At 74.2% G+C, this 14,185-nt stretch carries 11 protein-coding genes; 5 read left to right on the top strand and 6 right to left on the bottom strand.

What is annotated here, in order from left to right; translation table 11 throughout:
* Window positions 1–3: 3 nt before the first annotated feature.
* The gene (locus tag BIV28_RS01345) at window positions 4–1,383 is read left to right on the top strand and encodes a M1 family metallopeptidase (RefSeq protein WP_076258642.1); all 1,380 of its coding nucleotides are present in this window, start codon (window positions 4–6) and stop codon (window positions 1,381–1,383) included.
* On the opposite strand, the gene BIV28_RS01340 is transcribed toward BIV28_RS01345, so the two are convergent.
* Both BIV28_RS01340 and BIV28_RS01335 read right to left on the bottom strand, forming a co-directional pair.
* Window positions 1,294–2,187 (bottom strand): 4'-phosphopantetheinyl transferase family protein, encoded by an 894-nt coding sequence (locus BIV28_RS01340; RefSeq protein WP_076258641.1) that lies wholly within the window; start codon window positions 2,185–2,187, stop codon window positions 1,294–1,296. The two genes, BIV28_RS01345 and BIV28_RS01340, sit on opposite strands and share 90 nt — an antisense overlap.
* Window positions 2,184–2,450, bottom strand: a complete 267-nt coding sequence (locus BIV28_RS01335; protein WP_076258639.1) for a three-helix bundle dimerization domain-containing protein — start codon at window positions 2,448–2,450, stop codon at window positions 2,184–2,186. The genes BIV28_RS01340 and BIV28_RS01335 overlap by 4 nt, the downstream gene beginning before the upstream one ends.
* Before the next feature lie 173 nt (window positions 2,451–2,623).
* Here BIV28_RS01335 and BIV28_RS01330 point away from each other — a divergent pair, with 173 nt between their 5' ends.
* Window positions 2,624–5,794: a discoidin domain-containing protein gene (locus BIV28_RS01330; RefSeq protein ID WP_076258637.1), complete on the top strand. Its 3,171-nt coding sequence runs from the start codon at window positions 2,624–2,626 to the stop codon at window positions 5,792–5,794.
* A gap of 15 nt (window positions 5,795–5,809) precedes the next feature.
* Here the strand turns inward: BIV28_RS01330 and BIV28_RS01325 are convergent, their stop codons facing one another.
* Entirely contained in the window at window positions 5,810–6,274 is a 465-nt protein-coding gene (locus BIV28_RS01325; protein ID WP_076258636.1) for a MarR family winged helix-turn-helix transcriptional regulator, read from the bottom strand.
* Window positions 6,275–6,414: 140 nt separating this feature from the next.
* Here BIV28_RS01325 and BIV28_RS01320 point away from each other — a divergent pair, with 140 nt between their 5' ends.
* Entirely contained in the window at window positions 6,415–7,896 is a 1,482-nt protein-coding gene (locus BIV28_RS01320; RefSeq protein ID WP_242652713.1) for an MFS transporter, read from the top strand.
* Between the two features lie 16 nt (window positions 7,897–7,912).
* Here BIV28_RS01320 and BIV28_RS01315 read toward each other — a convergent pair whose 3' ends face one another.
* Both BIV28_RS01315 and BIV28_RS01310 read right to left on the bottom strand, forming a co-directional pair.
* A complete protein-coding gene (locus BIV28_RS01315) occupies window positions 7,913–8,431 on the bottom strand; it encodes an ANTAR domain-containing protein (protein WP_076258632.1) in 519 nt (172 codons plus the stop codon).
* 79 nt (window positions 8,432–8,510) lie between these two features.
* Window positions 8,511–11,348: an FAD-binding and (Fe-S)-binding domain-containing protein gene (locus BIV28_RS01310; RefSeq protein ID WP_076258630.1), complete on the bottom strand. Its 2,838-nt coding sequence runs from the start codon at window positions 11,346–11,348 to the stop codon at window positions 8,511–8,513.
* Window positions 11,349–11,364: 16 nt separating this feature from the next.
* On the opposite strand from BIV28_RS01310, the gene BIV28_RS01305 reads away from it, so the two are divergent.
* Complete coding sequence (locus BIV28_RS01305) at window positions 11,365–12,072, top strand: GntR family transcriptional regulator (RefSeq protein ID WP_076258629.1); 708 nt, start codon at window positions 11,365–11,367, stop codon at window positions 12,070–12,072.
* Window positions 12,073–12,205: 133 nt separating this feature from the next.
* The gene (gene serA / locus BIV28_RS01300; RefSeq protein ID WP_076258627.1) at window positions 12,206–13,414 is read left to right on the top strand and encodes a phosphoglycerate dehydrogenase; all 1,209 of its coding nucleotides are present in this window, start codon (window positions 12,206–12,208) and stop codon (window positions 13,412–13,414) included.
* Between the two features lie 67 nt (window positions 13,415–13,481).
* On the opposite strand, the gene BIV28_RS01295 is transcribed toward serA, so the two are convergent.
* Window positions 13,482–14,165, bottom strand: coding sequence for an arsenate reductase/protein-tyrosine-phosphatase family protein (locus BIV28_RS01295; protein WP_076258626.1), 684 nt, complete (start codon window positions 14,163–14,165; stop codon window positions 13,482–13,484).
* Window positions 14,166–14,185 lie beyond the last annotated feature (20 nt).

The following is a 14,185-nucleotide window of genomic DNA, read 5'->3' as shown; positions in this document are numbered from 1 at the left end:
ACGGTGAGCGTCCCCGGTCCCCCTCGCCGCACCGACCGCACCGTCATCGACGCGTACACGCCCGAGCGCGGCGACCCCCGCTACCGGGTCGAGCACTACGACCTCGACCTCGACTACCGGGTCACGAGCAACCGTCTCTCCGGTCGGGCCACGCTGTCGGTCCGGGCGCTCGACAGCGTCGAGACCCTGCGGGTCGACCTCGTCGGGCTGCGGGTCGGCAAGGTCACCGTGACGGGTTCGCCCGCGAAGTGGACCCACCGCGGCGACGCCGTCACCGTGCGGCTGCCTCGTCCGCTCGAGGCCGGCGCGCGCGCCGAGGTCACCATCGCCTACGCCGGCACCCCCGGTCCGACGCGCACGCGCTGGGGCACGCTCGGCTGGGAGGAGCTGGCCGAGGGGGCGCTCGTCGCCTCGCAGCCGACGGGCGCGCCGACGTGGTTCCCCTGCAACGACCACCCGGGCGACAAGGCCACCTACCGCATCGCCGTCGAGTGCGACTCGCCGTTCACCGTCGCGGCCACGGGCGTGCTCACCGAGGCCCGGGCGCGGGGCAGCCGCACCCGGCACGTCTTCGAGCAGGCGCACCCGATGGCGACCTACCTCGCCGCCGTCCACGTCGGCCGCTACACCGAGCACCTCCTCGCCGACGTGCCCCTGCGCGTGCGCCTCCTCGTGCCCGTCGGCAACGGGTCCACGGCCCGCCACGACCTCGACCGGCTCCCGCAGATGGTGGCGGTGCTGTCCGAGCGGTTCGGGCCCTACCCCTTCCCCGAGTACACGGTCGTCGTCACCCGCGACGACCTCGACATCCCGCTCGAGGCCCAGGGCATGGCGACCTTCGGGGTCAACTGGCTGCGCGGCGACCGGCGGCACGAGCGGCTCGTCGCCCACGAGCTGGCCCACCAGTGGTTCGGCAACAGCCTGACTCTCGGCACGTGGCGCGACATCTGGCTGCACGAGGGTTTCGCCTGCTACGCCGAGTGGCTCTGGGCCGAGGCCGCCGACGGCGTCCCCGCGTCGGTCAACGCCCGCGAGCACCACGCGCGGCTCGCCGCCCTCCCCCAGGACCTCGTCCTGTCCGACCCGGGCCCGCGCGACCTCTTCGACGACCGGGTCTACAAGCGTGGCGCCCTGGCCCTGCACGCGCTGCGCACCCACGTCGGCGACGCGACGTTCTTCGGCCTGCTCCGCGACTGGACCGCGACCCACGCCGACGGCACCGTCAGCACCGAGGCGTTCGTCGGCCTCGCGGTCGAGCACGCCGCGCGCGGCGGCGCGCTCGATGCCGGATCGTCATCGGTGCGTGGGCTGCTCGCGGCCTGGCTCGACGAGCGCCCCCTGCCCGAGCTGTCCGAGCTGTCCGAGCTCCCCGAGCAGCCCTGACCCCGACGCCCGGGCTGCGAGCCCGGCGCTGCCCTCGAGCACGACCACCGGCACCGACGCGTCGGCCCGGGCCAGCGCGACCGCACCGACGAGCCCGACCTCATCGAGCAGCCGTGTGGGCCCGCGAGCATCGTCGAGGTCGGCGACGGCCACCGGCAGGCGATCCGGGCCCAGGGGCGCAGGCACGCCCGGCCGCGGTGCGGCGAAGGACGCCGGGTCGGTGTCGAGCCCGGCGCCGACGGCCTTGAGCGCCGCCTCCTTGCGGGCCCACACGCGCGCCCGCGCCACGGCGTCGGGTGCCGGGCCGTCGCCGGGGTGCAGGGCCACGCCCTCGAAGCCGGGGAAGTCGGTGTCCCCGACCCGCACGAGGTCGACGCCGACCGGCGCGAGCCGCGTCAGGGCGACGGCGACGACGTCGGGGGCCGGCGGGTGCGCGGCGGACGAGGCGCCGCGCCCGGCGTGGGTGACCGACACGTGCAGGCCGGCGTCCGTGGTCACGCGGACCCGGCCGTGCGGCTCGCCGCAGCGCGCGCAGGACCGGTCGAGCGCCACCTCGCCCGGCGGCACGCCGAGCACCTCGCCGAGCGCGTGTCGCACGAGCACGTACCCGACCGCACGGCTCGCGGCCACCGATGCCACAACCGCGTCGGACACGCGTCGACGCTCGGCCGTGTCGAGTACTCCGCGCCCGGGATCCGTTGCCCTGGAGGTGATCTCGGCCAGCCGAGCCTCGTGCGCGGGGAGCACGACCCACCACACACCGACGGCCGCCCGGACGACCTCGGCCGCGGCGTCGGCGCTCACGCGTCGGCGGGGCCCGACAGGCCGTCCGCGCCGTCCTTGCCGCCTGCCGGGGCGGGGTCGGGTGCCTCGGGGTCGGCGAAGGCGAGGCGGTCGCGGGCCGCGTGCTCGACGAGCACGGGCACGAAGTCGCGCACCGGTCCGTCGAGGCTCTGGTGCGCGACGGTGACGGCTGCCGCGACGACGTCCGGGTGCAGGTGCGGGAACCGCTGCTCGAGGCGTGCCTGCACCTCGGCCAGGGCCCGGCGTTCCGCGTCGCGCTCCATGCAGCAATGCTCCGGGAGGCGTGCGCCGAAGACAAGCCCTCGGCCTCGGCCGGGCCGTCGGCCGGAGCCGACTGATCCCGTCTCGTCCGGCGTTGTCCTGCATCGTTGTCCGCTCCGGACAGCCCTGCGGCGGACCGTTGACAGCCTGCCGGACACGACCGAAGGATCGCGCCATGACAACGGTCGTCACCTCTCGTCGCCGGTTCCTCGGGCTCCTCGGAGCGGGAGGTGTCGCGGTCTGCCTGCCCCTCGCCGAGGCCTCCCCCGCGTCGGCTTTCGGCGCACCCACGCCCCTCGCCGCGCCCGCCGGCTGGCTCGACTCCGACGCCGTGGCGCAGACCTACCATCGCGCCCTGCTGCGCCACACCCGTTGGTCCGAGACACAATGGGACGCGACGGCCGGCCACTACCGCACCACCGACTTCGGGTTCGCCGTCGTGCTCGGGCACGCGGTCCTGCTGACGCGGGGCGGCTTCGACGCCGACGAGGCCGGCATCGACGAGGCCACCCTCCGCTCCCGCACGATCGCCAGCCTCAAGTACTTCGCCGGCGCCAACCGCGTCGTCGGCGGGACCGCATGGGGCAAGACGCTGTTCTTCGACACGACCTTCCAGCTCTACGTCCAGCTGGCCGCACGCCTGCTCTGGGACGAGCTCGACGAGCAGACCCGTGACGCGTACCAGGCCATCGCGGTCGGGCAGGCTGCGTACACGACCTCGCTCGGCACCGGCAACGACCCGGCCTCGGGCTCGTGGACCCCCAATGGCCTCAAGGGTGGCTGGGTCGGCGACACGAAGCTCGAGGAGATGGGCGTGTACGCCCAGTCGATCGCGCCCGGTCTCGCGTGGGCGTCCGACGACGCCCGCTGGAACGACTGGTTCGCGGCGTACGGTCGCTGGAGCCGCAACGAGGGCAGCCTGCCGCAGGCCGACGCCGCCAACCCCGCGGTCGTCGACGGCGTCCCGGTGCTCATGAACACCGCCCACAACGTCTACGACGCGTTCGTCGTCGAGAACCACGGCTCCTTCGGCCCGCACTACCAGTCGGAGATGTGGCGTACGTCGGGCCGCAACTCGGTCCACTTCCTCGTGGCCGGCCGCCCGCTGCCCGAGGTGCTCACCGCGCAGCCGAACGGCGACGCCCTGTGGAGCCGGCTCGTCGGCTTCATGAGCGACTCGGGCGAGCCGCTCATGCCGCTCGTCGACGACCGCGAGCACCTCTACGGCCGTGACGTCATCCCGCTCGCCTTCCTCGCCCAGGTCCTCGGCGACCGCGCAGCGGCCCGGTCCGAGGCCGACCTCGCCGACCGGCTGCTGCCCTACCTCGACTACGCGCCACAGCACCGGCTGACGAAGTTCTCCGGTGAGCCGAAGTACGAGCCCGAGGCTCGGGCCGAGGTCGCGATCAGCTTCCTGCTGCACGAGTGGCGCGCCGCCCGCGGCGGGGCTCCCGAGCCGCTGACGTCCGCCGAGCTGTACGCCGCCGGCACCGGCGCGGTCGACCTCGGCGAGGGGCCGGGCATCGTGTCGCACCAGAGCCCGAAGGCGTGGGCCGGCGCCGTCAGCAAGCCCGGCTTCGTCAAGCTCGCGTGGCAGCCCGACCACGACGACTGGTTCTTCAACCTCGGCGGCACCTCGCCGATGTACCTCCCGCGCACCAACCTCGGCGTCACCGCCCGCAGCGCCCGCACGTACGTCGCCGCGCGCGACGGCTACGACGCGTCGGTCACCGTGCTGACGCTCGGCTCCGCCGGTCGCGTCGCGCTGGCGACGCTCCCCGGCGGCGAGGTCGTCATGACGAGCTCGGGCGTCGCCGACCGCGAGGGCACCTTCGGCCTGCACAACCTGACGATGCCGGGCGTGCGCGGGCTCGACGGCAGCCGCACCTTCGTCACCGCCGACGGAACGCTCGAGGCGAAGGCCGCCGACGCCCAGGGCGGCCTGCCGACCGGGGTCGCGCGTCGTGACGTCGTCGACGTCCCCGGCTCGGTCACCGCGCGGTACGTCCGGATGCTCGGCGTCACGCCCGACCCGACGTACGGCTACTCGGTCATCTCCTTCGAGGTGCGCACAGTCGCGGGTGGCGCCGACCTCGCGGCCCGGCACGCCACCACGGCGTCGTCGGCCGACACCGGCCGCGGCGCGGCGTTCGCCACCGACGCGGACTCCTCGACGCGCTGGGCCGTGTCGCGTACCGACCGGTCCCGCGCCGACAGCTGGCTCGCGGTCGACCTCGGCGCTCCGACGGCCGTCGGCCAGGTGACGATCGACTGGGAAGCCGCGGCGGGCCGGGCCTACGTCGTGCAGACCTCCGACGACGGGTCGTCGTGGACGACGCGCGCCTCCTACCCGCGGATGCTGCGCAGCACGCGCTGGGTCGGGATCGACGACCGCGTCGGCTTCCTCGTACGCGGTGGCTCGAACCCGATCGAGGTCGGCGACAGCATCCTCACCCTGTCGGCCGGCCCCGCCGCCGGGAGCACCGGCATCGTCGTCGAGGGGCTTCCCGAGGTGCGCTCGGCCGACCTCGCGCGCCTCGCGGACGCCGCCGACGCGTCAGCTCCGCGACCGAGCGCACCGGGGGTCACCGCGTCGCTCGCCGGAGGCCTGCTCAGCGTCGTCAACCTCACCGGTGACGCCGTCGACACCGACGTCGCGATGGCGGCCGACGGTCCGGTTCCTTGCTTCGAGGGGACGCAGGAGGTCTCGGGCGACGGCACGGTGCTGCGCGCGTCGGTCGCCGCCGCGTCGGGCGTCGTGCTGGCGCCGCGCGCATCCGTGTCGGCCGTCGGTGGCGGTCGCCCACCGTCGGGGCTCATCGTGACCGTCGATGACGCGGTCACGCTGCGGCTCAAGGGAATCGACGCGCAGGTGGACGTCGTGTTCGCCGACGGTCAGCGCCGTCGGGCGACCGTGTCGCGCGCCCGGACCGTGACAGTCCGCGTCGGCGGACGGGCCTACCCGCTGGACGACCTCGCTCTCGCCCGGCAGACCTTCCCGACCTCGCCGCTCCCCCCGACGATGACCTCCCCCGCGGCCGCCGTCGACGGGTCGGACTCGACGGCCTGGGCCGTCACCGGGTCGGGCCGCATGGTCGTCGACCTCGGCGAGGCCCGTGCCCTCGGCAAGGCCGTGGTCGACTGGGGCACCGCACCCGGCTTCGGCACGGTCGAGGTGTCCGACGACGGGCTCGGCTTCCGACGCGTCGGTCGCATCGGACCGGGGACGCAGCTCGGCTCACTCGCCCTCGGCACGACGGCGCGCTACGTGGGGCTGTCGGTGGAGTCACCGGGCGGCTCCGGGCGACGCGTCACCGTCGTGTCGCTCACCGTCACGGCCGGGTGAGACGCGGCTCGAGGGTCAGGCGCGCGGCCAAGGCCGGCCGTCGAGGTTCTCGAGGTCGGTGTTGAAGCGCCGCAGGAGGGCGACGAGGTCGGCCACGTCGTCGTCGCTCCAGTCGGCGACCACCGTCCCGAGTCCCTCGGCGTTGGCGCGCCGGTCGGCCTCGAGGTCGGCCGTGCCCGAGGGCGTCGCTCGGAACTTGCGCGCCATCCCGCCGTCGGGGTCGGCTACGCGCTCGAGGTGACCTGCCCTGGTCAGCGCGGCGGTCTGGCGGTTGAGCGTCGAGACGTCGAGGCCGAGCGCCTCGCTCAGCTCGTTCAGCGACATCGGCCCCTGCGCGACGATGCGGCTGAGCAGCGTGTACCAGCTGCGCTCCAGACGCCTCGAGTGCTGGCCGGAGAACCGTCGGTTCGGGATGAGGTAGCGCGACAGCAGCATCGTCTCGAGCTCGAGCGCCTCGGTGCGTCGTCGTGCCCTGGCCATGTCGTCCTCTGTCGTGTCGTTGGTGTCGTGCGGTGTCGTGCGATGTCGTCGGGGTCGCCGCCCCACGGTATCGGGGCAGCTGCCCACGTGCAGGCTACACAAATTGTGCATCGTGCATGTCACATGTACAGTACACATTCGTGATCGAGACATCCCTTCCCACCCGACGGCCTGCCGTCCGCACCGAGGCAGTCGTGGCCGTGCTCGCCTTCGCGGGCATCGTCGCCGCGGTGATGCAGACGCTCGTCGTCCCCCTCATCGGCGAGCTGCCGCGGCTGCTCGACACCACCTCGTCGAACGCGACGTGGGTCATCACGGCGACACTGCTCGCGGCCGCCGTCGCGACGCCGATCAGCGGCCGCCTCGGCGACCTCTACGGCAAGCGTCGCGTCATGCTCGCGTGCTCGGTGCTGCTCGTGGCCGGGTCCCTCGTGTGCGCCCTCGCCACCTCGGTCGTCCCGATGATCGCCGGCCGAGCCCTGCAGGGCGCCGCGATGGGCCTCGTCCCGCTCGGCATCAGCGCGATGCGCGACCTGCTCCCGCCAGAGCGCCTCGGCACCTCGATCGCCCTCATGAGCGCCTCGATGGGCATCGGCGGCGCGCTCGGCCTGCCCGTCGCCGCCGCCGTGGCCGAGTACGCCGACTGGCGGATGCTGTTCTGGGGCGCCACCGTCCTGGCCGTCGCCATCGCCGTGCTCATCTTCCTCGTCATCCCGGCCACCCCGGTCACCGCCCGCGGCCGCTTCGACCCCGTGGGTGCCGTCGGCCTCGGCGTCGGACTCGTCTGCCTGCTGCTCGGCGTGTCCAAGGGCGCCGACTGGGGCTGGACGAGCGCCGGCACCCTGGGCCTGCTCGGGGGCGCCGTCGTCGTGCTCCTCGCCTGGGGCTGGTTCGAGCTGCGGACCTCCGACCCGCTCGTCGACCTCCGCGTCACGGCCCGCCCCGTCGTGCTGCTGACCAACCTCGCATCCGTCGTCATCGGGTTCGCCATGTACGCGCAGTCGCTCATCGTGCCGCAGCTGCTGCAGCTGCCGACCACCACCGGGTACGGCCTCGGTCAGGACATGCTCCAGATGGGCCTGTGGATGGCCCCCGGCGGACTCATGATGATGCTCGTCTCGCCGCTCGGCGCCCGCCTGTCGCACGCCCGCGGGCCGAGGACCACCCTTGCCGTCGGCGCCGCTGTCGTCGCTCTCGGCTACCTCTCGGCCGTGGCGCTCATGGGCTCGACGTGGGGGCTGCTCGTCGCGGTCTGCGTCACCAACACCGGTGTCGGGTTCGCCTACGGCGCCATGCCGGCGCTCATCATGGGCTCGGTGCCGCTGTCCGAGACCGGCTCCGCCAACAGCTTCAACACCCTGATGCGCTCGATCGGCACGTCGGTGTCGGCCGCCGTCGTCGGCGTCGTCCTCGCGAACCTGTCCACCGACGTCGGTGGCGGCATCGCGCTCCCGAGCGAGGCGGGCTTCCGCGTCGGCCTGCTCATCGGCGCGGGGGTGGCCGCTCTCGCAGCCGTCATCGCCCTGTCGATCCCGCGCGGCGCGTCCCGGGCCGCCGAAGAGCGCATCGAGCACTCTGCCGTGACCGCGGAGGACGACGCGCTCGTGCCGTCCGGGGCCTGAGCCCGGCGGCTCGTCGCTAGAGGACGGGGAGGTCGTCCACCGCCCCGGTCAGCACGACGTCCTCGGCGACGAGCCGCAGCTTGCGGTTGCGGAGGTTGCTGGCCGTGCGGAGCACGTCGAAGGCGCACCGCTCGTCGACGCGCCGGTTCGCCATGACGATGCCGATGGCCGCGCCGATCGTGCGCGAGGTCCGCAGCGCCTCCTCGAGCTGCTCGACCTGCCCGCGGTTGAGCAGTCCGTCGGCCTGCAGCTCGGTGATCAGCTTGCGGTCGACGTCGGCCCGCGCCTCGAGGTCGCCGATCCTGGCGCGGTCCTCGTCGGCCCGCTGCCGGCTCGCACCGGCCGCTGCCTCGCTGGCGTCCGCTCGCGCCTCGCTGGCGTCCGCCCGCGCCTCGCTGGCGTCCGCCCGCACGTCGGCGCCGTCGCTCCTGGCGATGAGCGCATCGATGTCCGCGCGGTTGGCGTCGACCCGGGCCTCGAGCTGCTCGAGGCGTCGGAGCGACTCCTGTCCCGGTTCCGATTCCTGCGTCCCCATGCCGCCAGTATCGGCAGAAACGGGCACCGTCGACAACGGAAGAACCTGACGTGTGCGCAGGCCCTCCGCGAGGCACGGCTCAGGCCGAGGGTGTGTGCGGGGGGCGGCGACTCGGGGCGTCGGGGTCGAGGAGCTGGGCGAGGTGCACGGCGGGGCGGTCACGCAGGTCGGCCACCTGGGTGCGGCACGAGAACCCGTCGGCGAGCACGACGGCGTCCGGGGACGCGTCGAGCGCGGGGAGCAGGTTCTGGGCGGCGACGGCGAGCGAGACGTCGTGGTGGCCGATCTCGACGCCGAAGTTGCCGGCGAGCCCGCAGCAGCCGGCGAGGGTCTGCACCGTGGCCCCGGTGTCGACGAGCAGGTCGGCGTCGGTCTTCCACCCGAGCACCGCGTGGTGGTGGCAGTGCGGCTGGGCGACGACCTGCGTCCCGGTGAGGTCGGGCGGCGTCCAGCCCGGCGTCTCGGCGAGCAGCTCGGCGAGCGTGCGGACCCGGGAGGAGACGAGCGCGGCGTCGTCGTCGCCGGGCAGCAGCTCGTGCACGTCGGAGCGCAGCACGGCGGTGCACGAGGGCTCGATCCCGACGATGGGCAGGCCCGCGCGGGCGTCGTCGGCCAGCGCCGCGACGGTGCGGCGCAGGATGCTCTTCGCCGAGTCCAGCTGTCCGGTCGTGATCCACGTGAGGCCGCAGCAGACCGAGCCGCTCGGCAGGCGCGGCTCGTACCCGGCGTCGCGCAGCACCCGGACCGTGGCCTCGGCGACCTCGGGAGAGAACGAGTCGGAGAACGAGTCGGCAAACAGGACAACAGGTTTCAGGTCCGAGGACCGCGCGGAGAAGCTGCGGCGGAACGGACGCCTGGCGAACGCCGGGATCGAACGACGCCGGTCGACACCGGCGAGCCACAGCGCCACCGGCGCGACGAGGGGCAGCGTCAGCGACCGGTTGGCGAGAGCCGGGACGCGCCCGGCCAGCCGGGCCCACATCGGCAGCCGCCCGAGCGTGTAGTGCGAGCGGGGGCGCAGTCGGCGACGGTAGGTCTGGTGCAGCACCTCCGACTTGTAGGTGGCCATGTCGATGCCCGTGGGGCAGTCCGACGCGCAGCCCTTGCACGACAGGCACAGGTCCATCGCGTCGTGGACGGACGGGTGCGACCACGGCAGCTCGCCGCGGACGACGTCCTGCAGGACGCGGGCGCGGCCTCGCGTCGAGTCCTTCTCCTCGCGGGTGGCGAGGTAGGACGGGCACATGACTCCGCCGGCGCCCGAGTTGTCGGCCCGGCACTTTCCGACGCCGGTGCAGCGGTGCACCGCCTGGGCGAGGTCGCCCCCGTCGTGGGGGTAGGCCATCGCGAGGTTGCGCACCGGGAAGTGGCCGGCGGGCCGCACGTCCGCGTCGACCGGATCGGGGTCGACGAGAACCCCGGGGTTGAGCAGGTTGCCCGGGTCGAACGCGTGCTTGATGCCGCCGAAGAGGGCGATGGCGTCGGGCGAGTACATGTGCGGCAGCAGCTCGGAGCGGGCCCGGCCGTCGCCGTGCTCGCCGGACAGCGACCCGCCGAACCCACCGACCAGGCGGGCGGACTCGGTGAGGAACTCGCGCATGACCTTCGTGCCGTCGGGCTGGTCGAGGGGCAGGTCGAGGCGCACGTGCATGCAGCCGTCGCCGAAGTGGCCGAAGGGCGCCGACGTCATGCCGTAGGAGCCGACGAGCTCGTCGAAGGCCGCCAGGTACTCACCGAGACGGTCGGGCGGCACGGCCGCGTCCTCCCACCCGGGCCACGCCGGCTTGCCCGAGGGCGCGCGACCGGCGAGCCCGGCGCCGTCCTCGCGGATCCGCCACAGCCGGGCCTGCACGGCGGGGTCCTCGACGACCACCGCGTCGTCGGCGATGTTCTCGGCCACGAGCCGCCGAGCGCGCGCGACCACCTCACCGGCGTCGTCGCCGGCGAACTCGACGAAGAGCCAAGCACGCCCGCGCGGCAGGGGCGGGATGGCACCGGGGCCGCGCCGGGCCCGGAGCACGTCGATGAGGCGGGAGTCGAGGCCTTCGCAGGACGTCGGCCCGTGGGCCACGACCGCGGGCGCGGCCTCGCCGGCTGCGACGATGTCGGCGAAGCCGAGGGCCACGACGACCCGGACGGGCGCGTCGACGACGAGCCGGACGGTCGCCTGCGTGATGACGCCGAGCGTCCCCTCGGAGCCGACGAGGGCCTGGGTGAGGTCGAAGCGCTCGGGCAGCAGGTGGTGCGCGGCGTAGCCCGAGACCTGCCGGCCGAAGCGGTCGAACTCGGTGCGTGCCGTCGACAGGTGGCGGGCCATCACGGCGCAGGCGCCGGAGACGACGTCCTCGGCGCCCCGCGTGAACGGCACCCCGGCGTCGTCGTAGCCGGTGGCGAGGCGCTCGCCGGCGGCGGTCAGCAGCTCGAGGCCGGCGACGTTGTCGGAGGTGCGGCCGTAGGCGAGCGACCGGGAGCCGCAGGCGTTGTTGCCGATCATCCCGCCGATGGTGCATCGCGGGTGGGTCGACGGGTCGGGCCCGAACCGGACGCCGTGCGGCGCGGCGGCCTTCTGGAGCACCGCGTGGACGGTGCCGGGCTCGACGACCGCCGTGCGGGTGTCCGGGTCCACCGACAGGACGCGGTTGAGGTGCCGCGAGAAGTCGAGCACGACGCCGCGCCCCACCGCGTTGCCGGCCACCGACGTGCCGGCGCCGCGCGAGGTGACCGGGATGCCGGTCTCCCGCGCCACGGCCAGAGTCGCGCCGACGTCGTCGACGCTGCGCGGGCGCACCACCGCGAGCGGCGGGATCCGGTACAGCGACGCGTCGGAGGCGTACATGCTGCGAGTACCGGCATCGGCGTGCACGTCGAGGCCGGCACGGGAAAGCGCCTGCACCACGTTCGCGTCGGGCTCGTCCATGAGTAACATGTTACGCATGCCCCGGCTGAGCCTGCCCCACGGCGCCCCCTCCCTCGCGGACGCGGTCGTCGACGCCGTGCGCGCGGGGATCATCGGCGGCGAGCTCGTCCCGGACGCCACGTACTCCGTCTACCAGCTCGCCGACCTGCTCGGCGTCTCGCGCAGCCCGGTCCGCGAGGGGCTGCTGCGCCTCGCGGAGGCGGGGCTCGTGCGGATCGACCGCAACCGTGGCTTCCGCGTCCTCACGCCGCAGGCGCGCGACATCGAGGAGATCATCGACATCCGCCTCGCGCTCGAGCCGCCGGCCGCGCGCCGCGCCGCCGAGCAGGGCACCGAGGCCGAGCACGCCGAGATCCGCGCGGCGCTGGACGCCATGGGTGCGGCGCTGGGCCAGCACGGCGGGGCCGCCGACGAGCAGCAGTTCTGGGTCGCCGACCACGCCGTGCACGACACCCTGATGCGCGCCGGCGGCAACCAGCGCGCCGCCGCGATCATCGACCGGCTCCGGGCCACCACCGCACTGCTCGGACCCCCGACGACGACCGCGGGGCGGACCCTCGCGGAGATCCGCGACGAGCACGAGCCGATCGTCACGGCCGTCCTGGACCGCCGCGGCGCCGACGCCGAGGCGGCCATGCGCCACCACCTCGAGCACACCGGCGAGCTGCTCGCCCGGACCCTCGCCCGGACGCTCGAGCGAGCCACCACGGGCGCCGAGCCGTGACACCACCGAGGCGGCGCGTCTCAGCCCGCGCACGAGATCGCGCCCCGGCCGCCGGCTGGGGCACCCTGATACCGAGACCCACCAAGAGTTCGGGCGCCCCGCACCGTGCGGGAAGCCCCCGAGGGAGACACGCGTGAAGGTACTGCTGCTGGAGAACGTCCACCCCGTCGCGCCCGAGGCGTTCCGCCGCAACGGCTTCGAGGTCGAGACCCGCTCCGGATCGCTGAGCGAGCACGAGCTCATCGAGGCCCTCGAGGGCGTCACGGTGCTGGGCATCCGGTCGAACACGAAGGTCACCGCGGCCGTGCTCGACGCCGCCCCCGACCTGCGCGCCATCGGCTGCTTCTGCATCGGCACCAACCAGGTCGACCTCGGCCGCGCCACCGAGCTCGGAGTCGGCGTCTTCAACGCCCCGTTCTCCAACACCCGCAGCGTCGTCGAGCTCGTCCTCGGCGAGGTCATCGCACTGGCCCGGCGCCTGCCGGAGAAGACCCAGAAGATGCACGACGGGATCTGGGACAAGTCGGCCAAGGGCGCCTACGAGACCCGCGGCCGCACCCTCGGCATCGTCGGCTACGGCAACATCGGCACGCAGCTGTCGAACGTCGCCGAGGCCATCGGCCTGCGCGTCGTCTTCTTCGACACCGCCGACCGTCCGGCGCACGGCAACGCCCGCCGCATGGGCTCGCTCGACGAGCTGCTCGAGGCGTCCGACGTCGTCAGCCTCCACGTCGACGGCCGGCCGGGCAACGCCGGCCTCTTCGGCGCCGAGCAGTTCGCGATGATGAAGCCCGGCTCCGTGTTCATCAACGCCTCGCGCGGCATGGTCGTCGACGACCAGGCACTGCGCGACCACATCCTCTCGGGCCACCTCTCCGGTGCGGCCATCGACGTGTTCCCCACCGAGCCGAAGGCGCAGGGCGATCCGTTCGAGTCGCCGCTGCGCGGCCTCGAGAACGTCATCCTCACCCCGCACGTCGGCGGGTCGACCGCCGAGGCCCAGGAGGAGATCGGCTCCTTCGTCGCGGGAAAGCTGAGCGGCTACATCGCCGAGGGCGCGACGTCGCTGTCGGTCAACCTGCCCGAGGTGCTCCCGACGCCGCGCGACGGCTCCTTCCGGATGGCGCTGCTGCACCACAACATCCCCGGCGTGCTCGCCTCGATCAACAACACGCTGGCCGCGACCGGGGTCAACGTCGTCGGCCAATCGCTCGCGACGCGTGGCCAGCTCGGCTACGTCGTCACCGACACCGACGTGCCCCTGACCGACGAGACGCTCACCGCCCTGCGCGACGGGCACGAGGCGCTCCACCTCGAGTCCTGGCCGAGCGAGTCGGCCTGACCGACGCTCAGGAGGCCGACGGCCCCGGTCCCCGTGGGGCCGGGGCCGTCGCCGTCCCGCGGGTCGCTCAGCGCGCAGGGGCGAAGCGTGGTGCGAGGGCGGCGACCCGGCCGGCCAGCCGGTCGAGCGCCCGGTCGAAGGCCCTCGAGCCACCCGCCACGACCGGGTCGGGGACCGACCAGTGGGCCCAGTCGGCGCCGCGCAGCTCCTCGTGGGCGCGGTCGCACACCGTGATGACGAGGTCGCCGGCGCGCGCGGTGTCCTCGAGCAGCGCCGGCCGGACGTCGGGCAGCTCGAGGCCGTGGCGTGCGGCAGCTGCCACGGCCCGCTCGTTGACCCGGTCGCCGGGCTGCGTGCCGGCCGAGGCGACCCGGATCGGGCTGGCCCGGCGCCACAGCGCGGCGGCGAGGTGCGAGCGGGCGGTGTTGGCGGTGCAGACGAACAGGACGCGTCGGGGGCGTCGCAGGTCGCCGGCCGATGCGTTCGTCGCGAGAACGGCGTCCCGCGTCAGGGTGACGTAGGTGCGGCGGCCGTCACCCTCGGACCTCTGGCGCGCCACGAGGCCGGCGTCCTGGAGCACGTTGAGGTGGTGCGCGAGCAGGTTGGACGGGACGTCGAGGAGGGCTCCGAGCTCGGAGGCCGCCGCGTCGCTGACCGAGAGCCGGTCCATGATCCGGAGGCGGGTGACGTCCGCGAGCGCCGCATGGGCGCGGGCCCGGCGCGCAAGCTCGTCAGTTCGCTCAACATTCATTGACTCAAGTTTGACTGACT

Source organism: Intrasporangium flavum (assembly GCF_001956915.1).
GTDB classification, from domain to species: domain Bacteria; phylum Actinomycetota; class Actinomycetes; order Actinomycetales; family Dermatophilaceae; genus Monashia; species Monashia flava.
The sequence above is the reverse complement of the archived record's forward strand: the minus strand, read 5'-3'. Positions and strand labels throughout refer to the sequence as shown.